The organism is Nonomuraea sp. NPDC054003, from assembly GCF_055585125.1.
In genome coordinates, this window is record NZ_JBVJKR010000003.1 from 443,764 (window position 1) to 466,256 (window position 22,493).

Consider the following 22,493-nt stretch of genomic DNA (forward strand, 5'->3'; position numbering starts at 1 on the left):
GTACGGAGAGTTTCGGGGACGCGCCCTATCTGGGGGAGATTCCGTACGAGGAGAGGTCTCGTACGGAGAGTTTCGGGGACGCGCCCTATCTGGGGGGAGATCCCGTACGAGGAGAGGTCTCGTACGGGAAGTTCCGAGACGGGTCCCGTCCGGGGGATAGTCCCGTGCAGGGAGGGTCCTGTACGGGGATGGTCCCGTGCGGAGGTTCGGGGACGCGTCCTACCTCGGGGAATGTCTCGTACGGGGAAGGTTCCGTACGGAGAGTTCCCGGGATGGTCTCGTGCGCGGGGATGGTCCCGCGCGGGGAATTTTCGGGAACGGGTCCTGCCTGGGGAAGGCCTCGTATGGGGGTTCGGGGACGGTCTCGTCCGGGGGACGGTCCCGTACGGAGGGTCTCGGGGACGCGTCCTACCTCAGGGAATGTCTCGTACGGGGAAGGTCCCGTACGGAGACTTCCCGGGATGGTCTCGTGCGGAGATGGTCCCGCGCGGAGAGTTTCGGGAACGGGGCCTGCCTGGGAGGGTCTCGTATGGGGGTTCGGGGACGGTCTCGTCCGGGGGATGGTCCCGTATGGAAGGTTTCGGGGACGCGTCCTGCCCGGGGAGGGTCTCGTACGAGGAGAGGTCTCGTACGGGGAGTTTCGGGGACGCGTCCTGTCGGGGGGAGGTCTCGTACGGGCGAGGGTTCGTACGAGGGAAGACCCCGTACGGAGAGTCTTGAGGATGGGGGTCGTACGGGGGAGGTCAGGGGGACGGGATGGGGGTTGGTTCGGCGTTGGCTGGGATGTAGTCGTGGCGTACGCCGAGGTCGCCGAGCCAGGTCCGGAGGCCGCCGATGGCCGCGGGGTCGGCGGACACCTGGGCCGCGTAGCCGGAGAGGGCCACCTCCTCGCCGTCGTCGTACAGCAGCCGCGCCGGCCCCGACCAGGACAGCGCCCAGCGGGCCTGGCCGTGCTGGATCAGCAGCCCCTCCAGGGCGGCGCCCAGCACGCGCGCGAGCAGTCCCTCCTCGGCGGCCCACCCCAGCTCGCGCAGAGCCGCCTCCAGCTCCGCCTGACGCCCTCTGGCGATGGCCTCGAAGGCCGCGTCCAGGTACGGCCTGGACGCCCCGACCACCCGGGCGCCCGCCACCGCGAGGTCGCGCAGCGCCTCGGCGTTGCGACCCTCGTACATGCCCTGTGAGACCAGCTCGTCCCAGGACACCGGACGCAGGGCGGCCGCCGCCTGCGGCGTCCACAGGGACCCCTCCACGGCGTTGGCGGCCACGTCGGCGTCGTGCAGCAGCATCAGCGCCGAGCGCGGGTCGGGCACGTGCTCGGGCTCCGGCAGCCGCTCCACCGCCGCCAGCCGCTCGGCCAGGCTCGGATGCGAGTCGTACGGGGACGTCTCCTCGGGCCGCGCGGCCAGCTCGGTCAGCTGGGCCCGCCGGGACTCGTCGTTCAGCATGGACTGGAAGCCGCCGAACACGGCCGCGGGCCGGCAGCCGCCCGCCCCCGCCATCGACAGGTACGTGGCCGTGTAGAGCTCCCAGGCCGCCGCCGTGTAGTGGATCTTGCGCAGCGCGTCGGCCATCGCCTGCCGCCCGCCGATCGCCACCGCGAGCTCGTCGGCCTCCAGCTCCTGCCTGCGCGACACGGCCTGCGACACCCGCATGTAGAGCTTGGCGTACCAGGTGAACAGCCGCTGGACGAACGGGTGGCGGTCCAGGCCTCGCACGGTCGCGATGAGCGAGACCCGCCCGCGGTAGACGGGCGCGCCGAGCCGGGTGTGCGCGCCGCTGTAGTGGCCCAGCTCGTGCCCGAGCACCGCCCGCATCTCGTCGACCGTGAGCGTCTGCAGCAGCGGCAGCCCGATGTACATGCGCCGCCTGGTGGCCTTCAGCCCGAGGAACCGGGTGTCTTCCGCGACCGCCGCGTTGACGTCCGGCAGCAGCCGGATCTCGTCAGGCGGCGCGGTGCGGACCCGGCGGGCCAGGTCCTCGACGGTCTGCCACAGCACCGGCTCGTGCTCCCTGGTGACCGCCACGCCCGGCTGCTCGCCGCTTTGCCTGCGGCTCACCATGATCAGCGTACGGACGAGCGCGGCGGCGGCCAGCGTCAGCACCACGGCGAACTTGATCAAGTTGGCGTGGAAGTCGATGATCAGCAGCACGTCGAGCGCGACCGCCGCCAGCACGATCACGCCGACGAGCACGTAGAAGCCGGCGAGCAGGCAGAAGGCGAGGACGGCCCGGAACGCGGTCGTCATGGGTGAGGGCTCCCGGGGACGGGGGGACTCTGGCGTGGCTTCGACCCTAGCGAAAACCGGAAACCGGATAAAATCGCTCCCTTATGGCCGGCTACGACGAACACGACACCGCACGCTGGGTGCCCGAACCACCCGGTAACCCCGAGCGCAGCGCGTTCGAACGAGACCGCGCACGGGTGCTCCACAGCGCCGCGCTGCGCAGGCTCGCCGCCAAGACGCAGGTGGTCGGCCCGGCCGAGGCGCTCGGCGCCGGCCAGCACATCCCGCGCACCCGGCTCACCCACTCGCTGGAGTGCGCCCAGGTCGGCCGCGAGATGGGCGCCACCCTCGGCGTCGACCCCGACCTGGTGGAGACCGCCTGCCTCGCCCACGACCTGGGCCACCCGCCGTTCGGCCACAACGGGGAGACGGCGCTCGCCGAGCTGGCCGAGCCCTGCGGCGGCTTCGAGGGCAACGCGCAGAGCCTGCGGCTGCTCACCCGGCTGGAGGCCAAGGTCATCGCCGACGACGGCACCAGCGCCGGGCTCAACCTCACCAGGGCCGCGCTGGACGCCTCCATCAAGTACCCGTGGACCCGCGGCGAGTCGCCCAAGTTCGGCGTCTACGACGACGACCTGCCGGTGTTCCGGTGGATCAGGGACGGCGCGCCCGACGGCCGGGTCAGCTTCGAGGCGCAGATCATGGACTGGGCCGACGACGTCGCCTACTCGGTGCACGACCTGGAGGACGCGCTCCACTCCGGCCACGTCGTCCCGGAGGCGCTGCGCTCGCCCGCCGAGCGCGCGGCCGTCTGCGTGACGACCCGCACCTGGTACGCGCCCGGCGCCGACCTCGCCGAGCTGGAGGAGCTCTTCGCGGAGCTGGTCGCCGCCCCGCCGTGGCCCCGCCGCTTCACGGCCACCCTCTCCGACCTGGCGGGGCTCAAGGCGCTCACCAGCGGGCTCATCGGCCGCTTCTGCCGCGCCGCCCAGACGGCCACCAGGGAGTCGTACGGCCTGCGCCACCGGACCAGCCTCGTCGTGCCCGAGTCGACCCGCCTGGAGTGCGCGCTGCTCAAGGGCATCACCGCCCACTACGTGATGGCCACCGAGGACCACCACGCCAACCAGGCCAGGCAGCGTGAGCTGATCATGGAGCTGGCCTCGCTCATCACCCTCGGCGCGCCCGGCACGCTGGAGCCCGCCTTCAGGCCCGCCTTCGACGAGGCGGCCGGCGACGCGGACCGCGTGCGGGTGGTCATCGACCAGATCGCCTCGCTGACCGACACCTCCGCCGTCGCCTGGCACCGGCGGCTGTCACGCTGAGCGCGTCACCGCACGGTGCCGACCGACGCCGTCGGCGCGAGCGTGATCGCGAGCTCCGGCGTCGGGGTGGCGCGCTTCTTCTTCCGCGTCGGCGTCGGGGTCGGCTCGGCCGACGCGGGCTCGGCCCGCTTCCCGCCGCACAGCAGCCGGCACGGCGGCGTCTCGCCGAGCTTGCGGCGCAGCGCCAGCGTCTCCTGGCGGGGCGAGAACGTGCGGTTGCCGGACCGCCACGCGTCGAGATAGTCCCACGGCTCGACCATGCCCCTGCGCACCCACCAGAACGCCGGGCCGGTCTTCCAGGAGATCGCGAAGTAGAGGTTGGGGCCGGTGTCGCGGGCGTTGCCCGACGTGCCGACCCGGCCCAGCGTCTGGCCGCCCTTCACCTTCACACCCGGCCGGATGCCCTCGGCCACGCTGTCGAGGTGGGCGCCCAGGTAGCGCACCCCGTCGTCGCCGATGACCGTGACGAACCTGCCCTCGCGGTGGGCGCCCTCGTCGGTGGACGGCAGCCACCGGTTGGCGGTGTTGACCTCGTCGACCACGCCGTCGACCGGCGCCACGAACGCGCATCCCCGCGGCGCCCAGATCGTCGTCTTCGGCAGCACCAGCAGCTTGCTCTGGTAGGTCACCTCGCAGCCCTTGACGGGGAAGGTGTAGGTGTACTTGGAGAGCTTCGGCGGCGGCACCCGCACCGGGTCGTCGCCCGCGGGCGGCTCGACGGGGCCCTGCGGGGCCGGTGTCGGGGCCGGCGAGGTCACCGCCGCGGAGCCCGCGCCGGACGTGGTGGCGGCCGACCGCACGCCCGCGATCCCGGCCGGCTGGCTGCAGCCGCTCACCAGCAGCGCGGCGCCGGCCGACGCCGCCAACAGGCCGATCCGCCCCGCTCGCATGATCTCCACCGTATCCGAGGACAACCTTTACCTTTGTAGCCGACAGGGAGCGGTCCCATAACGTCTTTCGGACCAACGGGTGCGACCTGTTCCATCCCGCTGCTTCCTCTCCGTCCCGCAGGTCACATCGCTCTCAGTGGGAGAAGTGTCGGGCGCTCCGCATAGACTCACCGGCGTGGCTGGCCGGATCCGTGACGTCGACATCGCGCTCGTACGCGAGCGTTCCCCCATCGCCGACGTGATCGGCGAGCACATCCAGTTGCGCAACGCCGGAGGCGGCAACCTCAAGGGGTTGTGCCCGTTCCACGATGAGAAGTCGCCTTCCTTCAACGTCACCCCCGAGCGGGGGATGTACTACTGTTTCGGCTGCTCCGAAGGCGGTGATGTGATCACCTTCGTGGAGAAGGTCGAGCATCTGACCTTCGGCGAGGCGGTCGAGCGGCTGGCGCAGCGGGCCGGCATCCAGTTGCAGTACGAGCAGGGTGGCTACGTGCCGCGGCGCGACCACGGCGAGCGGGCGCGGCTGATCGAGGCGCACCGGCTGGCCGCGGAGTTCTACGCCGCCAAGCTGTTCGCTCCCGACGCCGGCGCGGGGCGGCGGTTCCTGTCGGAGCGGGGGTTCGAGCGGGCCGACGCCGAGCTGTTCCAGGTCGGTTACGCCCCGGCCGAGTGGGAGGCGCTGACCCGCCACCTGCTGGCGCGCGGGTTCAGCGCCGAGGAGCTGGTCAAGGGCGGGCTGGCCAAGCAGGGGCGGCGCGGGCCGATTGACCGGTTCCGCGGGCGGCTGATCTGGCCGATCAAGGACTCGACCGGCGACGTGATCGGGTTCGGCGCCCGCAAACTGCTCGACTCCGACGACGGCCCCAAATACCTCAACACCCCCGACTCCCCGCTCTACAAGAAGAGCCAGGTGCTCTACGGCATCGACCTGGCCAAGCGCGAGATCTCCAAGCGGGCCCAGGCGGTGATCGTCGAGGGCTACACCGACGTGATGGCCTGCCACCTGGCGGGCGTGCCGACGGCGGTGGCGACCTGCGGCACCTCGTTCGGCGAGGAGCACATCAAGATCCTGCGCCGGTTCCTGCTCGACCAGGCCGAGTTCCGGGGTGAGGTGATCTTCACCTTCGACGGCGACGCGGCCGGCCAGAAGGCGGCGCTGCGGGCCTTCGCCGACGAGCAGAAGTTCGTCACGCAGACCTACGTCGCCATCCAGGCCGACGGGCTCGACCCGTGCGACCTGCGGGTCAAGCAGGGCGACGCGGCGGTGCGCGACCTGGTCGCGAGCCGCGAGCCGCTGTTCCAGTTCGCCATCCGCAGCACGATCGACCGCTACGACCTGCGCAGCAACGAAGGCAAGATCGCGGCGCTCGACGCGGCGGCGCCGATCGTGGCCGGCATCAAGGACGCGGGGCTGCGCAAGCGCTACGCCATCGACCTCGACCGGTGGCTCGGGTTCATGGACGAGCGGTTCGTCATGCAGCGCATCGCCGAGGTGGGGCGGGCGCAGACGGGCCGCCCGCAGCAGGCCCCCCGGCCCGCTCCGGTCGATCCGCACGTACGGGTGGAGGCCGAGCTGCTCAAGCTGGCCGTGCAGCGGCCGGCGCTGCTCGGGCCGCGCTTCGACGCGCTCGACCCGCAGGCGTTCACCGCGCCCGACCACGTGACGCTGCAGCGGCTGATAGCGGCGGCGGGCGGGCTGGCGGCGGCGGGCCACGGCGGCCGCCCGTGGGTCGACCGGCTGCTCGAACACGCCCACGAGGAGGGCGCGGCGGCGCTGGTGACCCGGTTCGCGGTGGAGACCATCCAGGCCGACTCCCACGCCGAGGAGCGCTACGCGGGCGCGATGCTCGCGGCCATCGAGGCCATCGCCGTCGACCGGGCCATCGCCCAGGTGAAGTCCCGCATCCAGCGGCTCAACCCGGTCGACGAGCAGCAGGAATACAACAAGCTCTTCGGCGAGCTGGTGGCCCTGGAGCAGCAGCGCCGGGTCCTGCGCGACCGGGCGGCCGGAAGCTAGCCCGCCGGAGGCCGGCGAACTTTCGCCGGGCGGCCTCTGTCCAACACCCCGTGAAGATCCGAATGGTGACCGTTCTGGTGGCGGGATCCGCCGTCCTGGCGGGCGGTGGCGGCGTCGCCGTCGCGGACGTCCCGGTGCGGACGGGATGGCTGCCCAACTGCGGCGGCACGGTCAAGCAGCCCGCGAACGAGGTCGGCGTGGACGAGACCCGCCTGCTGCTGTCGCCGGACGGGTCGCGGCCGGCGTACCTGCCCAACGACGCGGGCAGGCGGATCCGGGTGTACGACGTGCGCTCGGGCCGGGCCGTCGGCACGCTCCCGGCCGAGGACGGCTTCTCCTGCACGGCCGGGTTCAGCGGCGACGGCGGGGAACTGCTGCGGGTGGAGGAGAGCATGCGGGTCACCGATCCGCGCGGGCGCACCCTGCGCAGGGACGTGCCGCCGCAGGTGGTCGCCCACAACCTGCCCCGCCGGCCCTCGTCCGTGGCCGACGGCGGGGGCGACGACCAGCCCAGGGTGGCGGCGGCCGCCGCCGACGGACGGCGGCTGGCCGTGTACGTCCCGGGGGAGCGGCCGTCGGTGATCGTCTACGACCTCGGGTCGCGGAAGGTGACCGCGAGGGTCCCGCTTCCGACTGGGGTCCGCCCGGCCGCGGCGACGTGGACCGGAACGGCGGAGGTGACCGTACGCGGCGACGGCGGGGGAATGGGCCGGTGGGTGCGCGTGGATCTCGATGAGAAGCGGGCGGAGATCGTCGAAACGTACGACAGGCCCGCCGGCGGGACCGTCTACCACGCGGGCGGCTGATCGGCGCATAGCCGAGTGGTAGACCCGGTAATGCCGCACAAAGCGGCATCCGGGCAGCAAGACCCATGTGTCCGGCGCTTCACCGAGCCGGACACACCAATCCAGACCGCGTAATTGACTTTACTTTCCTGATCAAACTCCGGCTAAACCTTAAAGGGATCTCAATTCGGTAAGGGTGAAGGCCTTACCTTCGGTGACAAAAATGGGTCTGCCATTTTATGGAACCAATACTGCAGACTGTCTCCCGTGGGTGCATCGGTGCTGCCAAGTGGACCGCCATCCGTAGATCAGGTGGCGGACCTCGTCGCTAAGGGAAGGGAGCGCGGGAGCGTAACCGTCGATGACGTCGCAGCCGCGCTTGACCGATCCGAGCTTCCCTCCGACGCGCTGGAGCGCGTCGTGCGGATGCTCGCCGAGAACGGTGTGGAGGTCCTCGAGCCCCAGGGCGACGAGGAGACCACCCGCGCCGATGAGGAAGACGTAGGCAAGCGGGCGCCGACCAGTGATCTGGTCCGTATCTACCTGCGGGAGATCGGCCGGGTGCCGCTGCTGACGGCGGAAGAGGAGGTGGAGCTCGCCAAGTCGATCGAAGCCGGCCTGTTCGCGGAGGACAAGCTCGGCAACGGGGTCTCGCGTCTGGCCTTCCCTGAGTTCAGGGAGCTCGTCTGGCAGGGCACCCGGGCCAAGCAGCGCCTCATCGAGGCCAACCTGCGGCTCGTGGTGTCGATCGCGAAGCGGTACGTCGGCCGCGGCATGCTGTTCCTGGACCTGATCCAGGAGGGCAACCTCGGCCTGATCCGGGCCGTGGAGAAGTTCGACTACACCAAGGGCTACAAGTTCTCCACCTACGCCACCTGGTGGATCCGTCAGGCCATCACGCGGGCGATCGCCGACCAGGCGCGGACCATCCGCATCCCCGTGCACATGGTGGAGACGATCAACAAGCTCGTCAGGGTGCAGCGGCAGCTCCACCAGGACCTCGGCCGCGAGCCGATCCCGGAGGAGATCGCCAAGGAGATGGACCTCCCCGTCGACCGGGTCGTGGAGATCCAGCGCATCGCGCAGGAGCCGGTGTCGCTGCAGTCTCCGATCGGCGAGGAGGACTCTGACCTCGGTGACTTCATCGAGGACGCCGACGCGGTCGTGCCCATGGAGGCGGCGGCGTTCATCATGCTGCAGGACCAGCTCGACGACATCCTGGCGACCTTGTCCGACCGCGAGCAGCGCATCATCCAGCTCCGCTTCGGCCTGGCCGACGGCCATCCGCGCACGCTGGAGGAGGTGGGCAGGGAGTTCGGCGTCACCCGGGAGCGCATCCGGCAGATCGAGTCGAAGACCCTGGCCAAGCTCCGCCACCCGACGAGGGCGCAGATGCTGCGCGACTATCTGGACTGAGTGGTCACGACGGCGGGCCGGGGAGCCTCCCCGGCCCGCCGTCGTGTCACGAGCAGCCCTCGAACTGCGGCACCGCGACCGTGCCGAAGTCCAGGCCGGTGCCGCCGAACCACTCGCGCAGCAGCTTGGCGGCGGTCCCGTCCTGGTACATGTCGGTGATCGCCCGGTTGACCTCCTCACACCCGGCCACGTCTCCCCGGCGCATGCCGATGCCGGTCCGCTGCTCGTTGAACTGGGCGTTGGCCAGGCGCAGCCCGCCGCCGTCCTGCTTTGCCAGCCCGGCCAGGATGACGTCGTTGGTGGTGATGGCGTCCACCTGGTTCTGCTTCAGCGCCACCATGCACGCCTGGTAGTCGGGGAACGGCTTGACCTCCGCCGCCACCCCGCGCTCCTCGACCACCCGCTGGGCCGCGTTCGCGCCCTCCACCTCGCAGATGCGCCGGCCCCGCAGGTCGCGCACGTCCTTGATCCGGCTCTCGTCGGGCCGGATCAGGATGTCCTGGTAGGAGATGTGGTACGGGCCCGCGAACAGCACCTTCTGCTTGCGGTCCTCACTGATCGTGTACGTGGCCACGACCAGGTCGGCCTCGCCGGAGAGCACCGCGTCCTCGCGCTCGGCGGCCAGCACCGGGACCAGCCGGTAGTCCTTGCCGAGCCGCTCGGCGACGTAGGCGGCCACGTCGACGTCGAAGCCCTCGAACCCGCTGCCCTTCCTGAACCCCACCGACGGCAGGTCGGGCCGGACGCCGATGACGATCTCGTCCTTGTCGAGCAGGGACCCGGGGGCGCCGGCGCCGCATCCGGCGGCCACCAGCGCGACCGCCGCGAGCATCACGATCATCAGCCGCTTCAACGGTACTCCCTCAGTCGTGGCCATACGCCCAGGGCCAGCAGCACGCCGATGCCGCCCATGGCGAACGGCAGCACGGTCCACAGCTCGTCCAGCGCCCGCTCGCCGCGGTCGACCGCCGAGGCGAAGACGCTCTGCTTGCGGTCGGCCACCTTCACGAGCTCCTCGTCGTACTTCGCGAACGCCTGCCGCACCTCGCCGAGCCTGATCGCGACCGCCTCACCGGTGCGGCCCGTGGCCGCCCGCGCGCGCATCAGGCTGTCGGCCTCCTGGTAGCGGAGGTAGGCGTCGAGCACGGGCTTGGCGGTCACCCCGGCGAGCTCGGGGCCCAGCATGCCCCGGAAGTCCTCGGCCCCCCGCACCGCGGTCTGGTACTTCGCCAGGCTCCCCGCCTCGACGTACATCAGCCGCTGCGACTTGTCCAGGAACCGGTGCTCGTAGGTGTCGGCCCGCTCCTTGTCCAGCAGGAAGCGGCTCTGGTCGCCCTGCATGCTGTTGCCGATGGCGCGGGCCCTGGCCAGCGTCACCACCGAGTCGAAGCCTTCGAACTTGGCCGTCCGCAGGAAGTCGATGTCCCGCTGGATCACGCTCAGCCCGGCCGCCATCGCGCCCGCGGTCGCCAGGGTGGCGCCGACGAGCGCGAGCCCGAGCACCCGGCGGAACCGCCGGGCCAGGTACACCTGCAGGTACAGCAGGCACCCGAGCGCGAGCAGCCCGGCCACGATCACCGCGGCCCGCACCAGCGGCAGCATCCCGGCCGTGTCGTCGTAGGTGCGGCGCACGATGGTGCCGCTCTCCAGCGTCAGGTTGTAGGCCTGCGGCAGCAGCACCTGGCGCATCAGGTCGGTGGCGTCCCGGTAGACCCCGAGGACCGAGGCGGGCGGGTCCCCGGCGGCGTGACTGGACTGGCTGTCGAGCAGCAGCGCCCGCGCGACCAGCTGCTCGTAGCGGCCCAGCCCGTCCAGCACGGACTGGATGGTACGGCGCTCCGCCTGGTCGTCGCCGGCCAGCTGGAACGCCTCCAGCAGCGCCAGGTTGGCGGCCGAGCGCTGCTGCTCGTACCGCGCGAGGGCCTTGGCCCTGAGTCCTCCGTCCTCGGGGCCCATCACCAGCACGTCGGCGATCAGCGCGTCCATGTCGCTCAGCCCGAAGTACAGGCCGGAGGTGGCGACCACCTGGGGGCCGGCGTCGCGGCCGATGACGCGCAGGCCGTCGCCCGCGGTGGTGCCGCCGGCGGCGACGGCGGCGAACAGCAGCGCGAGCGCCGCGGCCGCCACCCCGGTGAGCACCCGGACCCTGCCGGGCACGCTGCGCGCGGCCCGCCGCCTGACCGGAGGCGCGGCCTGGTGCGGTGCGGGCGGCGTGGGTGAGATCGGCGTCACCGTCAAGGCGTGCCCTCCCTGATCGTGATCACGGTCCACGCGCCGAGGTGGATGCGGTCGCCCGGCCCCACCGGGACCGGCACGTTCACCGTGACGGGCTTGCCGTTGACCTGGGTGCCGTTCGCCGAGCCCGGGTCGACCAGCATCCAGGTCCCGCCGGGCGTGGCCAGCAGCACCGCGTGCAGGCCCGACACGCCCGGATCGGTCGGCGGCCCGGCCAGATCGATCTCGGGCGTCAGGTCACGGCCCCTGCGGCTGCGCCCGATGCGCACCTGCTCGCCGATGAGCGGGAACGAGCGTTCCGGGCAGTACGGGGGGAAGGCCATGGCCGCGGCGTCCGGGCCGTTCTGGGCGATGACCTGGTCGTAGTAGGCGCGGTCGGCGGCGGTCACCGCCTCCCAGCGGGCCCCGGCCACCGAGGTCTGCGCGGGCAGCGCGCCGCCGTCGAAGGAGTGGCCGCACACCTCGCAGAACTGGCCGACGCGCGGGGTGGCGCAGATCGGGCAGCTCTCCGCGGGCCGCGACCCCTGTGGCTGGGACGTCGCCGGCTGCCGCGGGGCGGGCGCGGACATCTGCGTCCCGCACACGTCGCAGTAGTCGTCGGTGCTCGACGCGTGCCCCTGCGGGCAGGTCGCCATCAGCCGCCCTCCGTCCTGCGGAGCCTGCTCGTGCGTACGGAGCCGGTGTCCAGCTCCAGTTCGTCGGCCTTGTCGACGTTCCTGACCAGCCGGGCGGTGCCCTGGACGGGATCGACCTCGACCACCTTGTCCAGCAGCCGCGCGGTGTCCTCGCGCCCCGAGTCGGCGGCGATCTTCCTGGCCCTGGCCAGGCGGGCGGTGGCGGCCTCCACGTTGCCGGCCGCGCGGTCGCTGAGCCCGTCCTGGATCAGCTGGTGCAACTCGGCCTGGCCGGTGTAGTGGATGACCTTGGGGTTGATGCGGGTGGACTGGGCCAGGTCGTCGGTCCACTGGGCGAGCACGTTGCCCGAGGCCAGCACCTCGTCCGTGTCAGGCCGCACCAGCTTCACCCACCCGGCCCTGATCTCCTGGCCGATCTGGCCGGGGGCGACCTCCACGCACAGGTGGTACTCGCGCTCCTCCTGACCCCACGAGCCGGTCGGGTAGTCGCCGGTCATCGGGTTGACGTCGGCGCGCTTGCCGGTCAGGTCGAGCAGCGTGGGCGAGACCTGCTTGACGAACTTGAGCGTGGCGGTCTGCGGCACCCACACGCGCAGCGACAGGTCGGGCACGGTCTTGGCCATCGCCGTCTGGGTGATCCGGCGGAAGAACTCGGCCAGCTCGTGCTGGTTCCTGACGAACTCGAAGCTGCCGAGCAGCGCCTCCGACACCATGCGGAGCTGGGCGGGCACCCAGTCCGCGCCGACGCCGAGGCTGTCGCAGACGAACTTGCCGCTCCAGGCGCGCAGCACGTGCTGGAACGTCTCCTCGCGCTCGTTGTTCTGGCCGTCGGTCATGAGGATGGCGTGCCGGACCGCGTTCGGGTGCGCCGACAGCAGGTGGCCGGCCAGGTTGAGCCACTCGCCCATCGCGGTGCCGCCGCGGGCCGTCAGCCTGGAGATGGCCTGCTGCGCCTCGGCCCGGGTCGCCGGGGTGGCCCGGACCAGGCCGTGGCCGTGCGGGTAGATCACCTTGGCCGTCGAGGTGCCGGAGACCACCGCGAAGTACGCGCCGTCGCGCAGTGTTTCCACGGCCGTGGCGGCGGCCGTCCGGGCGTCACGGATCTTGCTGCCGCTCATCGAACCCGACGTGTCCACGATGATCACTTCGGCGGCCTCGGTGGCGGTCTCCGCCACGGCCGCGCCGGTGGAGCCGATCGTGAGGATGGCGTGCACCTCCCGGCCGTCCACCGGGAGGAATTTGTTCTGGTCGATCTGCAAGGTGAAAGAGGGCTGGTCACCCATGCGTGCCTCCTAGAGGGATCAAGGCGATGGTCACGTTGTCGTGGCCGCCGGAGTCGAGCGCGTGGCGCAGCATCTGGCGGGCCTGGTCGAGCGGGGTTCCCTCGGTGGGGAAGCGGTAGCCGGCGAGGTAGCGCCACAGCCCGTCGCTGCACACCAGCAGCAGGCCGGGTCCCGGCGGCGTGAAGACGCGCGTACGGGGGCGCACGTCGGGGTAGTCGGCCCCGAGCCAGGCGGTGATCTCCCCGGTGGGCGCCACGTCGTCCTCGGTGAGCAGCGTCCCCTCCCGCCGCACGCCCCCGGCGGCGGGGACGTCGGCGAGCCAGTACGCGCGGGTGTCGCCCGCCCAGCAGAGCGTGATCTCGCCGGGGCGTGCGACCGCGGCCACGTACGTACAGGCCGGGGCATGGTCGGGGGAGCTGGCGAGCTTGCCCACCGCCAGGCCGGCCAGCGCGAACGCCTCCTCGTGCGGCCGCCCCTCCGCCAGCGCCGCCGCTGCCGCCGCCACAGCCGCGGCCGCCGCCTCATCAGCCCGCGGCGAACTCCCCACCCCATCACAAACCACCGCGATGGTCCCCGAACCGACCGCACCCAACGGGACCGCCCCACCTGCTGGAGTCACGCTGGGAGGAAACGTCCCTGACGGGACTGTCCCCGCCGCGCCGGAAGTGGCCGTGCCCGACGGGACCGGCCTGCCTGCTGAGGTCGCGCCGGGAGGAGGGAAAGTCCCCGCCGGGTCTGCCGGGGTCGCGCCGGGAGGCGTCCCTAGCGGGACAGCCCCCGCCGCGCGGGGCGGGAGCGTCTCTGGCGGGATTGTCCCGCCTGTTCGGGGCGGGCCGGGTGGGGGGGTTCTTGGGGCTGATGTGGTTACAGGGATGGTGGTCGCTTCTGGTGGGATCGGGTTCGGCGGGGGTGGGGTGAGCGTTAGCAGGGTTACCGCGTCCTCGTTGCGGGCGCGGCGCAGGCCGCGGTCCGTGACGGCGGCGGCGCCGTGGGGGAGGACGGACTCGGCATGGTCCCTGGCCGTGGGCTGGCGCACGCCGCAGCGTTCGCAGTAGCCCTCCGCGTCCACGGCGGCGGCGCCGCAGGACACGCAGGAGGGGGAGGCGAGCGGGTGGCCGCAGGCTTCGCAGAAGGAGTCGCCCCGGGCCACGGGCGCCTCGCACAGCGGGCACATCACAGCCACGTCCGGGGCCGGACGGTGTTGGCCAGGTCGACCAGCGCGTACCGTTCCTGCCGCGAGGACGCCGCGCCGGCGAGCTCGCGGTAGATCGACTCCAGCCGCCCGCGCACGCCCCGCTCCGTGAAGGGGGTGTCCGCCACCCGCGCGCCGGGCGCCGGCTGGTTGCCGTCGAGCCAGGTGAGCGCGGCACGCAGGATCTCGGCCGTCAGCCGCTTGCGGCGGCGCGGGTCGAGGTCGGCCAGCTTGCCCAGGCGGTCGGCGGCGGCGGTCAGCTCGCCCGGGTGCAGCGCCCGCGGGTCCCGGCGGGCGGCGGCGGCCACCAGCGCGAGCTGCGCGGCCACCCGGTGACTGGAGGACGCCGGCACCTCGTCGAGCACCGCCGTCCGGCCCGCCCTGGCCAGCCCGAAGGCGGCGCTGACGTAGGCGTGGTCGGTCCGCCACACGCTCTCGTACCAGGGGACCGGATCGCGACCGGCGAGCTCCAGCGCGAAGCCGAGCGCGAGCTTGGGCGCCCGCTCTCCCGGCATCATCGACACGCACCGGTCGAACGACCTCACCGCGAGATCGGGGTCGCGGACGGCGAGCCCGGCCACGCCGCGGTACCAGGTGACGCGCCAGTCGCCGGGCAGTGCCCGGTCCAGGTCGTCCAGCATGTCCCGCACTCCCGCGAAGCCGTCCTCCGCCGCCAGCCTGGCCAGCGTCAGCCGGGTCTCCGGCGTCTCCGGCATGGCCCCCACCTGGGCGGCCAGCTCGTGCGGGTGGCTGCCGGCCAGCCCCGCCAGCGCCCCGGCCGCGGGGTCGGCGGGGTCGGCCAGCGGCACGGGCAGCGACGTCACCGCCGCCATCGGGTCCAGCGCGTCGAACACCCGCTGCGGGTCGTCGGACAGCGCCCTGCCCACCGCGTCCCGCTCGGGCCCGAACAGCGCGGACGGCGCCGGGTACGGCACGCCGTCCTCCAGCGCGGAGATCTCGCGCAGCACGCCGACGAGCTGCTCCTCCATCTCCTGCGCGCTGTGGAACCTGGCGGCCGGGTCCGGGTCGGTGGCGCGGCGCAGCAGCCGGGCGAACGACTCGTGGCCGCAGTCGTCCGGCAGCGGCGCGGCCACCCCGCCCCTGGTGGGGCTGAACCCGGGGACGGCCAGCGCCGCCAGGGTCCTGGCCACCGTGTAGAGGTCGGAGGCGACGGACGACGGCTGGGTGTCCAGCTCGGGCGCGTGGTAGCCGGTCGTCACCCAGGAGGACCCGGGCGGCGAGCCGACGCGCTGCACCGCGCCCAGGTCGATGAGCTTGAGCCGCCTGCCGACCCGGATCACGTTGGCCGGCTTGAGGTCGCAGTAGACCAGGTCGTGCTCGTGCAGGTAGGCGAACGCGCGCAGGATCTCACGCCCGTACATGAGCGTCTCCCGCAGCGGCAGCGGGCCCTGGCCGCGCAGCTCGTGCAGCGACTGGCCGCCGACGTACTCCATGACGATGTAGCCGAGGCCGCCGGAGCGCTGGAAGTTGAAGATCTTGACGATGTTCGGGTGGTCGACCATCGTCAGGAAGCGCCGCTCGGCCTCCGCCGCCGCGAGCGCCTCGGCGTCGGCGGTGTTGAGCAGGCCCTTCAGGACCATCCAGCGGCCGTCCAGGTTCTCGTCGGAGGCCAGGTAGATCCAGCCGAGGCCGCCGTGGGCCAGGCAGCCGAGCACCCGGTACTGGCCGCCCACCAGGTCGCCCTTGGCCAGCTTGGGGGAGAAGGAGTACGGCGTCCGGCAGTGCGGGCAGAACCCGTCGGTGCGGCCTGGCCGCCCGTCCACCGACCGGCCGACCGGCTTGCCGCAGTCGAGCTTGGCGCAGAACCGCTTGTTCTCCGGCACCTGAGGGTCGGACTGCACCGCGGTCGCGGGGTCGCGGTACGGCACGGACGGCAGATCGGCGATCTCCGCGAGCACACCGGCGCGCGACCGGCCGCTGCTCATCGGCCCCGACACGCCCCTGCTGGAGGGCCCCGTCCCGCGTACGGGCCGGGTGACGCCGGCGGGCTGCGACACGGCCGGGTGCCCGGTCCACACCCCGACCGAGCCCTCCGCCGGGCCGCTCGCCTGCGCGGCCACCGGGGGTGAGACGGCGGCGTGACCGCACAGGTCGCAGTAACCCTCGTCGATCGTGCCCGTGCAGCCAGGCTGCGCGCACGACGTCATCGCCCACCTCCGTTGATCGCCCGCTTGTACTCGTCGACGGCCGCGGCCGCCCTCGTCAGGTCGCACGGCGAGCTCCACAGCAGCAGGCGTGCCCGCTCGTAGAGCCGCATCGCGGCCGGATCCTCGACCATGCCGGTGCGCGCGGCCTTGGCCTGGCAGGCGCCGAGCAGGCCGCGCAGCTCGTCGCGCCTGTTCAGCAGCCCGCGCAGCGCCCGCGCCGCCGCCCCCGCCTTCGCCTCGGCCTCCACGGCCTGTCGCTCCAGCACCGTGAGCCGTCTGGCCCGCTCCAGCCACGAGTCGGCCGAGGCGTCCAACGCCGCCAGCGCGGCCTCCAGCTCAGGCACGCCGCTCCTGGGCTGCGCCTGCGGCGGCAGCGCTATCTTGACGACGACGGCGCCGTGCGCCAGTCGCGCCTCGCTCTCGGCCGCCCGTACGAGGTCGAGCGCCGCCTTCAGGTTCTCCCTGCGCGCGCCGTACTCGTCCTTGACCGTCAGCGCCTGCTCCAGGTCGGCGCGGACGTTCTCCAGGTGGCGGACCAGCGTGTCGAGCTCCTGCTTGACGTGTCCCGATCCGAGCGGGTCCGCCAGCACGGCGGCGCGAAGGCGGGTCAGGTCGGCGTCCTGGCGGGTCAGGTCGACCGGCTCGCCCAGCCGGCTGCCCAGCTCGCGCGCCCCGGCGAGCGCGGCGGCGGCCGAGTCCACCCGGGGGAGCAGCGCCGACCAGACGGAGTCGATCTCGGTGAGCGCGTCGGTGGCGAGCTGGAAGGCCGCGTCCATCCGCAGGACGGTCTCGTCCAGGGTCAGCCGCTCCTCCACCGGGGGAAGCAGGGAGCGCTGCTCGACGGGCTTGGCCGGCGCCTTCAGCAGCACCGACCGGCCCGACAGCAACGCGGTCAGCGCCTCCAGTTGCTCGCCGCCGAGCCGGGACCGCTCGGCCCTGACCTGCTCCGCGTCGCGCAGCACCCCCCGGTACGCGTCGTACAGGGACCAGAGCCTGGCCAGCGCGGCCTGCGCCTCCTCCCAGCGGAGCCGGGTCGCGTCGCGTAAGGAGGCGCCCTTGAGTAACTGGTAGGTCGTGTGCGACTCCAGATCGAGCAGGTCGCCCGAGATGCGGTCACGCTCGGCCGCCCTCGCGCGCAGCGCGTGCTCGGCGCCTTCTCTGCTCATGGGTGGGCCCTGGCTCATCACGCTCCCGATGCCATAGGGGGGACCCTGACTTGTCCCTGATTGAACCCTGTCTTACCTGCAATCCGCTTAAAGGATCTCGTACCGTTCAAGTCATGGGACGAATACTTCTGGTCATCGCAGCCATCATCGCGGCATTTATCCTGCTCGGGCCACTTGTCGGATTCATCTTCGACCTGCTCAAGTGGGCGCTCATCATCGGTGCCGTCGCGGCCGGCGTCATGCTGCTGACGAAGCGGAGCAGCGGGACGTAGCGTCCTCGGGCTTACCGGCGCATAGTGGGTGGATGGAAGCGCGGCCGGCGGTCGACGACGCCGCGCTCGGGCGCGAAGCACTGTCCGTGCTCGAGGCGAACTGGACGGGAAGCGCCACCGTGCCCGCGCCCGGCCTCTACCCGCACCAATGGAGCTGGGACTCGGCGTTCGTCGCGATCGGCCTGGCCAGGCACCGCCCCGACCGGGCCCGCGCCGAGCTGCTCGGCCTGCTGGACGGGCAGTGGGCGACCGGGATGATCCCGCACATCGTCTTCCACACGCCCGAGGCGTACTTCCCCGGCCCGGCCGTATGGCGCTCCGAGGACCACCCGGCGGCGCCCCGGGTGCTCACCTCGGGGCTGACCGCGCCGCCGCTGCACGGGCTGGCGCTGTGGTGGCTCTACCGGCACACCGGCGACGACGCCTTCGTCAGGCGGGCCTTCCCGGCCCTGGCCGCGCAGCACGCCTACCTCGCCGGCGCCCGCGACCTCGGGGGCGCGGGGCTGGCCGCGATCGTGCACCCCTGGGAATCGGGCATGGACGACAGCCCGGCGTGGGACGGCGCGCTCGCCGCGCTCCCCGAGATCCGCTACGGCTACCGCAACGTCGACCTGGACGAGCGGCACCCCGACAGCGACCACGACCGGTACGTGTGGCTGGCGCTGCGCTACCGCAACGCCGGCTACCAGGCCGGATACCTGCGCGACGAGCACCCGTTCGCGATCGAGGACCCGCTGTTCAACGGCATCTGGCTCGCCTCGTGCCAGGCCCTGGCCGAGCTGGCCCCGATCGCGGGTGCCGACCCCGTGCCGCACGTCGAGCAGGCCGAGCGCATCAGGAGCGCCCTGCTCGACCGGCTGTGGGACGGCTGCTTCTACGCCCGCGACCTGCGCGACGAGCGTCTCGTCCGCATCTGCACCGTCGGCGGGTTCGGACCGCTGCTCGACCCCGGGCTGCCCGCCCTGCAGGTGAACACGGCCGTCGAGGTGCTGGAGTCGGCCCGGTTCATGGGCGCCACCGGCTACCCGGTGCCCAGCTGCGAGATCCGCGCCGTCCAGTTCGACCGCACCCGCTACTGGCGCGGCCCGTCCTGGGTGAACACCAACTGGCTGCTGCGCCGCGCCGCCGCCGTGCACGGCCTGGAGTCGCTCGGTCAGCAGCTCACCAACGGCACGCTGCGCCTGGTCAGGCAGGCAGGGTTCCGCGAGTGCTTCGACCCGTTCGACGGCAGCGGTCGCGGCTGCCGGGACTTCTCCTGGAGCGCGGCGCTCACCCTGGACCTGCTCGCCGACACGACCGATGACACGGTGGATACGGTGGAGAGGTGAAAGTCTTCCGTCGCCTGCCCGCCGGCGTCCGCGAGTCCCTGACCACCGAGCCGGGGGAGCGCGTGCTCGCCTTCACCCCGTCAGACGACGCTCACCTCGTGGCGACCACACTGGCGCTGTTCCTGCCCGACGGCACGAGAGTGCCGTACGAGACCATCGACAAGGCCTCGTGGGACGAGGACGGCCTGCGGCTGGTCACCGGCGACGGCACGATCCACGCCGTGCGGGTGGCAGAGCCGCGGCTGCTGCCCGAGACCCTGCGCGAGCGCGTCAACGCCACCATCGTGGTCAACAAGCACGTGGAGCTGCCCGGCCGCGGCGGGGTGCGCCTGGTGGCCAGGCGCAGACCCGGCGGCGAGGTCGTCGGCTGGAAGCTCGTGTTCGACGAGGGCCTCGACCCCGACGACCCGGGCCTTCGGGCCCAGGCCGAGCAGGCGCTCGAAGGGATGCGACGCAGCATGGGCGTGTGACGAGTCACACGCCCATGCTCCCGTCAGTAGGGAATCCCCGTCCGGTCGGCCGTGGCCGGCTCGGTGACCTTCTCGTCCGGCCACCCGGTGCCCTGGTCGGCCTTGTGCTTCTTGCCGAACGGCATCTTGTCCTGCATGGACCCGCTCATCTTCGACCGGGCCATCTCGCCTATCTTGGACGCCTTCGCGCCCATCACCCCCGCGGCCTCCTGGACCCGGGGGTCGTCGGCGACACGCTGGGCCGTTCTCTTGATCTGTTCGTACCGTTCACGTCCGGCCCGGCTGCCGAGCACGTACCCGACGGCCAGTCCCATAACGAATGGCATTCGATACCGCATATTGCACCTCCGCTCTCACGGCACTACCCGGATCACGATGCGACACGCACTCCAGGAGTGCGCTAATCTATTCCTGCGCACGACGGGCGGCCCGACAGGCCCTCCGATCAGCGCGGATCCGATCGATCCCGCGTAGCTCAACGGCAGAGCAGCCGGCTGTTAACCGGCAGGTTAGAGGTTCGAGTCCTCTCGCGGGAGCTTCGGCAAGACGCAGATCAGGCCCCTCTCCTGGATCAAGGGAGAGGGGCCTGAGTCGTTCCCGGAGCCGGTCAGGGATCACCGGCCCGAGGAGATCGGTGATGGATCCGGGTGTGGGATCCGTGCCGGTATGTCATTTTCCTCGGCTCAGGGCCTGCACCTGATGTTGAGGCATTGGGCGGGGTTGCCGTTGCCGCTGGCCCGGTTGCCGCCACCGTCGGTGACCCCTAGTTCGGCTCGAATACCGAACTCGTCGTTGTTGCGTGCGCGGTTGTCCCTGATCACGGTGGCCGCATCGGTCGCGGTGACGTTGATGCCGCTTCCCCCGTCGTTGCCCTCGCCATTGCCGTTGGCGTCGTTGTCGTCGATGAGGGTGGAGGTCGAACTGGCCGTGACGAAGATGCCCGTGCCCCTGTTGTTCACCACGCTGTTGCGGTGGAGCACGGTCCTTCTGCTCGCCGTGACGACGATTCCTTCATCGCTGTTGTTGAGGGCGGCGTTGCGCTCGACGCGTGCGTTGGTCACGGACTCGATAAAAATCCCAAAACGGGCGCTGTCGGCGGCGCTGTCGCTGATATGCGGGCGATCCACGTCCCGGGCGACGATCCCGGCGCCGCCGTTGTCGGTGGCGAGAATGTTCCGGACGTGGTTGCGGTCGGCCCCATCCCCGAGACTGACCCCGGCCCCGAATTCGGTGACGGTGCCGTTCTTGATGGTCACTCCGGAGTGACCGGTGCGGGACGATCCCTCCGGGGTGTTGTCGATCCCGTTGAAGGGCAGGGCGCCCCCGCTGCCGTCGATGGTGTGGCCGTTGAGGTCGATGGTGATGTTGCGCGCGCCGACTTCCAGCCCTATGCCGCGGCAGTTGTGCAGGTCGTTGGCGAGCTTGATGGATCTGGTGATGACCTGTCCGCAGGTCACGGTGGTCTCGCCTCTGTGGTGGCCGTCCTGCGCCGCCCAAGCGGCCATCGGCAGGGCGCAGGCGAGCAGAATGCCCCCCAGGCCGCCGACGAGCAGAGTTTTTGCATACATGAGATTCCCCCATAAGGACACAGATTAGTTCTGTGGCACAAATATCCTCCCACTGGGGCGAAGGGCTCAAACTCTGGATGAATTGCACAGAATTCCGAGCTAGAGGAACGTAACGACTTTAATTATTACAATAGAGATAATGTACGCTATATCGCTTCTAACGGAACAAATAGGGCATATGCGCCTCACGCCGCCCACTTTCCTGTTTTGCCGGACAGAACCGGTACCGACGGGTCAGGATGAAAGCTGCCGCGGACAAGCCGTCACGGCGGTGCGGAGAGGGCGCCGCCACCAGGACGTACTGCCGGCCCGGAACCGGCGGGGCGATCCGTGACCGGAAAAGTGCTGGTTACTGCGTTGCCTACCTGGATCAGAACGCTGCGACCCTTCGACGCCCTGCCCGTACCGACCCTCATCGAGCGCACCACCGACCATCGCGAGGCCGAGCGCTTCGTCAGGCTCTTCCACGAGGAGCACCCGGAAGCCGGCGACCCGGCCGCGCGGCTGCGGGACGTGGCCAGGGAGATCGCCCGGCGCGGCTCGTACACGCACACCTCCGAGGAGCTGGAGTTCGGCGCCCGGGTGGCCTGGCGCAACAGCAACCGCTGCATCGGCCGGCTGTACTGGAAGTCGCTGAAGGTGCGTGACCGCCGCCGGACCACCAGCGCCGAAGGGGTGGCCCTGGAGTGCGTGGAGCACCTGCGGGAGGCCACCAACGGCGGCAAGATCAGGCCGGTCATCACCGTGTTCCCGCCCGACCTGCCCGCCCGCCGGGCGCCCCGGGTGCTGAACGACCAGCTGATCCGCTACGCCGGATACCGCGAACCCGGCGGGTCCGTCGTCGGCGATCCCCGCCACGTCGGCCTCACCGAGCTGGCGACCTCGCTGGGCTGGCGGGGCGGGGGAGGCCGGTTCGACGTGCTGCCGCTGGTGATCCAGCCGGGGATGGGCGAGCCCCTGCTGTGCAACGTGCCGGGCGACGTGGTGCTGGAGGTGCCGATCGAGCATCCGGAGTTCCCCTGGTTCGCCGAGCTGGGGCTGCGCTGGCACGCCGTGCCGGCGATCTCCGGCATGTGCCTGGAGATCGGTGGCGTGTGTTACCCGTGCGCGCCGTTCAACGGCTGGTACATGGGGGCGGAGATCGGCGCCCGCAACCTGGCCGACGCCGACCGCTACGACCAGCTGCCCGTGGTGGCCGCGCGGCTCGGGCTGGACGTCTCGTCCGAGCGGTCGCTCTGGCGCGACCACGCGCTGGTGGAGCTGAACGTGGCGGTGCTGCACTCGTTCGAGAAGGCCGGGGTGACGATGACCGACCACCACACCGAGTCCCGCCGGTTCCTCACCCATCTGGCCAGGGAGGAGAAGGCGGGGCGGGTCTGCCCGGCCGACTGGTCCTGGATCGTGCCGCCCATCTCGGGCGGCGTCACCCCCGTCTTCCACCGCTACTACGACAACCCCCTGCTCACGCCGAACTTCGTGGCTCGTCACTGATGGGCGTTGCACCCCGCTCTAGAACAT

General features: G+C 71.7%; 19 protein-coding genes and 1 tRNA gene. 9 read left to right on the forward strand and 11 right to left on the reverse strand.

Features of this window, described 5'->3' with window-relative positions; translation table 11 throughout:
• Positions 1 to 743 precede the first annotated feature (743 nt).
• The gene (locus ACZ6YG_RS09660; protein WP_466017681.1) at positions 744 to 2,246 is read right to left on the reverse strand and encodes a M48 family metallopeptidase; all 1,503 of its coding nucleotides are present in this window, start codon (positions 2,244 to 2,246) and stop codon (positions 744 to 746) included.
• 83 nt (positions 2,247 to 2,329) lie between these two features.
• On the opposite strand from ACZ6YG_RS09660, the gene ACZ6YG_RS09665 reads away from it, so the two are divergent.
• Positions 2,330 to 3,550: a deoxyguanosinetriphosphate triphosphohydrolase gene (locus ACZ6YG_RS09665; RefSeq protein WP_364228463.1), complete on the forward strand. Its 1,221-nt coding sequence runs from the start codon at positions 2,330 to 2,332 to the stop codon at positions 3,548 to 3,550.
• A gap of 5 nt (positions 3,551 to 3,555) precedes the next feature.
• Here ACZ6YG_RS09665 and ACZ6YG_RS09670 read toward each other — a convergent pair whose 3' ends face one another.
• Positions 3,556 to 4,440, reverse strand: a complete 885-nt coding sequence (locus tag ACZ6YG_RS09670; protein ID WP_219549759.1) for a M23 family metallopeptidase — start codon at positions 4,438 to 4,440, stop codon at positions 3,556 to 3,558.
• A gap of 175 nt (positions 4,441 to 4,615) precedes the next feature.
• On the opposite strand from ACZ6YG_RS09670, the gene dnaG reads away from it, so the two are divergent.
• The 3 genes from dnaG to rpoD all read left to right on the forward strand — a co-directional run bounded on the left by dnaG (position 4,616) and on the right by rpoD (position 8,658).
• On the forward strand, positions 4,616 to 6,457 hold the full coding sequence (gene dnaG, locus ACZ6YG_RS09675; RefSeq protein ID WP_466017682.1) for a DNA primase: 1,842 nt from the start codon (positions 4,616 to 4,618) through the stop codon (positions 6,455 to 6,457).
• A gap of 62 nt (positions 6,458 to 6,519) precedes the next feature.
• Positions 6,520 to 7,263, forward strand: a complete 744-nt coding sequence (locus tag ACZ6YG_RS09680; RefSeq protein ID WP_466017683.1) for a hypothetical protein — start codon at positions 6,520 to 6,522, stop codon at positions 7,261 to 7,263.
• 291 nt (positions 7,264 to 7,554) lie between these two features.
• On the forward strand, positions 7,555 to 8,658 hold the full coding sequence (rpoD, locus tag ACZ6YG_RS09685) for an RNA polymerase sigma factor RpoD (RefSeq protein WP_372452512.1): 1,104 nt from the start codon (positions 7,555 to 7,557) through the stop codon (positions 8,656 to 8,658).
• Between the two features lie 46 nt (positions 8,659 to 8,704).
• Here the strand turns inward: rpoD and ACZ6YG_RS09690 are convergent, their stop codons facing one another.
• Genes ACZ6YG_RS09690 through ACZ6YG_RS09720 form a run of 7 tightly spaced genes read right to left on the reverse strand, consistent with a single transcriptional unit; the run spans position 8,705 to position 17,337 of the window.
• Positions 8,705 to 9,511 (reverse strand): transporter substrate-binding domain-containing protein, encoded by an 807-nt coding sequence (locus tag ACZ6YG_RS09690; protein WP_397198064.1) that lies wholly within the window; start codon positions 9,509 to 9,511, stop codon positions 8,705 to 8,707.
• Positions 9,508 to 10,896, reverse strand: coding sequence for a hypothetical protein (locus tag ACZ6YG_RS09695; RefSeq protein ID WP_466017684.1), 1,389 nt, complete (start codon positions 10,894 to 10,896; stop codon positions 9,508 to 9,510). Before ACZ6YG_RS09695 ends, ACZ6YG_RS09690 begins: the two co-directional genes overlap by 4 nt.
• On the reverse strand, positions 10,893 to 11,528 hold the full coding sequence (locus ACZ6YG_RS09700; RefSeq protein ID WP_466017685.1) for an FHA domain-containing protein: 636 nt from the start codon (positions 11,526 to 11,528) through the stop codon (positions 10,893 to 10,895). The genes ACZ6YG_RS09695 and ACZ6YG_RS09700 overlap by 4 nt, the downstream gene beginning before the upstream one ends.
• Entirely contained in the window at positions 11,528 to 12,811 is a 1,284-nt protein-coding gene (locus ACZ6YG_RS09705; protein ID WP_364228477.1) for a vWA domain-containing protein, read from the reverse strand. The genes ACZ6YG_RS09700 and ACZ6YG_RS09705 overlap by 1 nt, the downstream gene beginning before the upstream one ends.
• Positions 12,804 to 13,985: a PP2C family serine/threonine-protein phosphatase gene (locus ACZ6YG_RS09710; protein WP_466017807.1), complete on the reverse strand. Its 1,182-nt coding sequence runs from the start codon at positions 13,983 to 13,985 to the stop codon at positions 12,804 to 12,806. The genes ACZ6YG_RS09705 and ACZ6YG_RS09710 overlap by 8 nt, the downstream gene beginning before the upstream one ends.
• The gene (locus tag ACZ6YG_RS09715; protein ID WP_466017686.1) at positions 13,985 to 16,171 is read right to left on the reverse strand and encodes a serine/threonine-protein kinase; all 2,187 of its coding nucleotides are present in this window, start codon (positions 16,169 to 16,171) and stop codon (positions 13,985 to 13,987) included. Before ACZ6YG_RS09715 ends, ACZ6YG_RS09710 begins: the two co-directional genes overlap by 1 nt.
• A complete protein-coding gene (locus ACZ6YG_RS09720) occupies positions 16,168 to 17,337 on the reverse strand; it encodes a hypothetical protein (protein ID WP_271275711.1) in 1,170 nt (389 codons plus the stop codon). The genes ACZ6YG_RS09715 and ACZ6YG_RS09720 overlap by 4 nt, the downstream gene beginning before the upstream one ends.
• A 113-nt stretch (positions 17,338 to 17,450) precedes the next feature.
• Between ACZ6YG_RS09720 and ACZ6YG_RS09725 the strand changes: the two genes are divergently transcribed.
• The 3 genes from ACZ6YG_RS09725 to ACZ6YG_RS09735 are packed head-to-tail and all read left to right on the forward strand — an operon-like array spanning position 17,451 to position 19,407.
• Positions 17,451 to 17,609 (forward strand): hypothetical protein, encoded by a 159-nt coding sequence (locus ACZ6YG_RS09725; RefSeq protein WP_187281303.1) that lies wholly within the window; start codon positions 17,451 to 17,453, stop codon positions 17,607 to 17,609.
• Positions 17,610 to 17,641: 32 nt separating this feature from the next.
• A complete protein-coding gene (locus tag ACZ6YG_RS09730; RefSeq protein ID WP_148033335.1) occupies positions 17,642 to 18,937 on the forward strand; it encodes an amylo-alpha-1,6-glucosidase in 1,296 nt (431 codons plus the stop codon).
• Positions 18,934 to 19,407: a hypothetical protein gene (locus ACZ6YG_RS09735; protein WP_364228483.1), complete on the forward strand. Its 474-nt coding sequence runs from the start codon at positions 18,934 to 18,936 to the stop codon at positions 19,405 to 19,407. The genes ACZ6YG_RS09730 and ACZ6YG_RS09735 overlap by 4 nt, the downstream gene beginning before the upstream one ends.
• Before the next feature lie 23 nt (positions 19,408 to 19,430).
• On the opposite strand, the gene ACZ6YG_RS09740 is transcribed toward ACZ6YG_RS09735, so the two are convergent.
• Entirely contained in the window at positions 19,431 to 19,745 is a 315-nt protein-coding gene (locus ACZ6YG_RS09740; protein ID WP_148033333.1) for a YtxH domain-containing protein, read from the reverse strand.
• A gap of 126 nt (positions 19,746 to 19,871) precedes the next feature.
• Between ACZ6YG_RS09740 and ACZ6YG_RS09745 the strand changes: the two genes are divergently transcribed.
• Positions 19,872 to 19,943 (forward strand) — tRNA-Asn (locus ACZ6YG_RS09745).
• A 147-nt stretch (positions 19,944 to 20,090) separates the two neighbouring features.
• Here the strand turns inward: ACZ6YG_RS09745 and ACZ6YG_RS09750 are convergent.
• The gene (locus ACZ6YG_RS09750) at positions 20,091 to 20,975 is read right to left on the reverse strand and encodes a right-handed parallel beta-helix repeat-containing protein (protein WP_466017687.1); all 885 of its coding nucleotides are present in this window, start codon (positions 20,973 to 20,975) and stop codon (positions 20,091 to 20,093) included.
• A 357-nt stretch (positions 20,976 to 21,332) separates the two neighbouring features.
• Here ACZ6YG_RS09750 and ACZ6YG_RS09755 point away from each other — a divergent pair, with 357 nt between their 5' ends.
• Complete coding sequence (locus ACZ6YG_RS09755; protein ID WP_364228487.1) at positions 21,333 to 22,466, forward strand: nitric oxide synthase oxygenase; 1,134 nt, start codon at positions 21,333 to 21,335, stop codon at positions 22,464 to 22,466.
• Positions 22,467 to 22,493 lie beyond the last annotated feature (27 nt).

What these genes read in the sequence shown, in the direction of transcription:
- ACZ6YG_RS09660 (WP_466017681.1), bottom strand. Translation starts at nt 2,246, where the DNA reads ATGACGACCGCGTTCCGGGCCGTCCTCGCCTTCTGCCTGCTCGCCGGC.
- ACZ6YG_RS09665 (WP_364228463.1), top strand. Translation starts at nt 2,330, where the DNA reads ATGGCCGGCTACGACGAACACGACACCGCACGCTGGGTGCCCGAACCA.
- ACZ6YG_RS09670 (WP_219549759.1), bottom strand. Translation starts at nt 4,440, where the DNA reads ATGCGAGCGGGGCGGATCGGCCTGTTGGCGGCGTCGGCCGGCGCCGCG.
- ACZ6YG_RS09680 (WP_466017683.1), top strand. Translation starts at nt 6,520, where the DNA reads ATGGTGACCGTTCTGGTGGCGGGATCCGCCGTCCTGGCGGGCGGTGGC.
- ACZ6YG_RS09700 (WP_466017685.1), bottom strand. Translation starts at nt 11,528, where the DNA reads ATGGCGACCTGCCCGCAGGGGCACGCGTCGAGCACCGACGACTACTGC.
- ACZ6YG_RS09705 (WP_364228477.1), bottom strand. Translation starts at nt 12,811, where the DNA reads ATGGGTGACCAGCCCTCTTTCACCTTGCAGATCGACCAGAACAAATTC.
- ACZ6YG_RS09710 (WP_466017807.1), bottom strand. Translation starts at nt 13,985, where the DNA reads ATGTGCCCGCTGTGCGAGGCGCCCGTGGCCCGGGGCGACTCCTTCTGC.
- ACZ6YG_RS09715 (WP_466017686.1), bottom strand. Translation starts at nt 16,171, where the DNA reads ATGACGTCGTGCGCGCAGCCTGGCTGCACGGGCACGATCGACGAGGGT.
- ACZ6YG_RS09720 (WP_271275711.1), bottom strand. Translation starts at nt 17,337, where the DNA reads ATGAGCAGAGAAGGCGCCGAGCACGCGCTGCGCGCGAGGGCGGCCGAG.
- ACZ6YG_RS09725 (WP_187281303.1), top strand. Translation starts at nt 17,451, where the DNA reads ATGGGACGAATACTTCTGGTCATCGCAGCCATCATCGCGGCATTTATC.
- ACZ6YG_RS09730 (WP_148033335.1), top strand. Translation starts at nt 17,642, where the DNA reads ATGGAAGCGCGGCCGGCGGTCGACGACGCCGCGCTCGGGCGCGAAGCA.
- ACZ6YG_RS09740 (WP_148033333.1), bottom strand. Translation starts at nt 19,745, where the DNA reads ATGCGGTATCGAATGCCATTCGTTATGGGACTGGCCGTCGGGTACGTG.
- ACZ6YG_RS09750 (WP_466017687.1), bottom strand. Translation starts at nt 20,975, where the DNA reads ATGTATGCAAAAACTCTGCTCGTCGGCGGCCTGGGGGGCATTCTGCTC.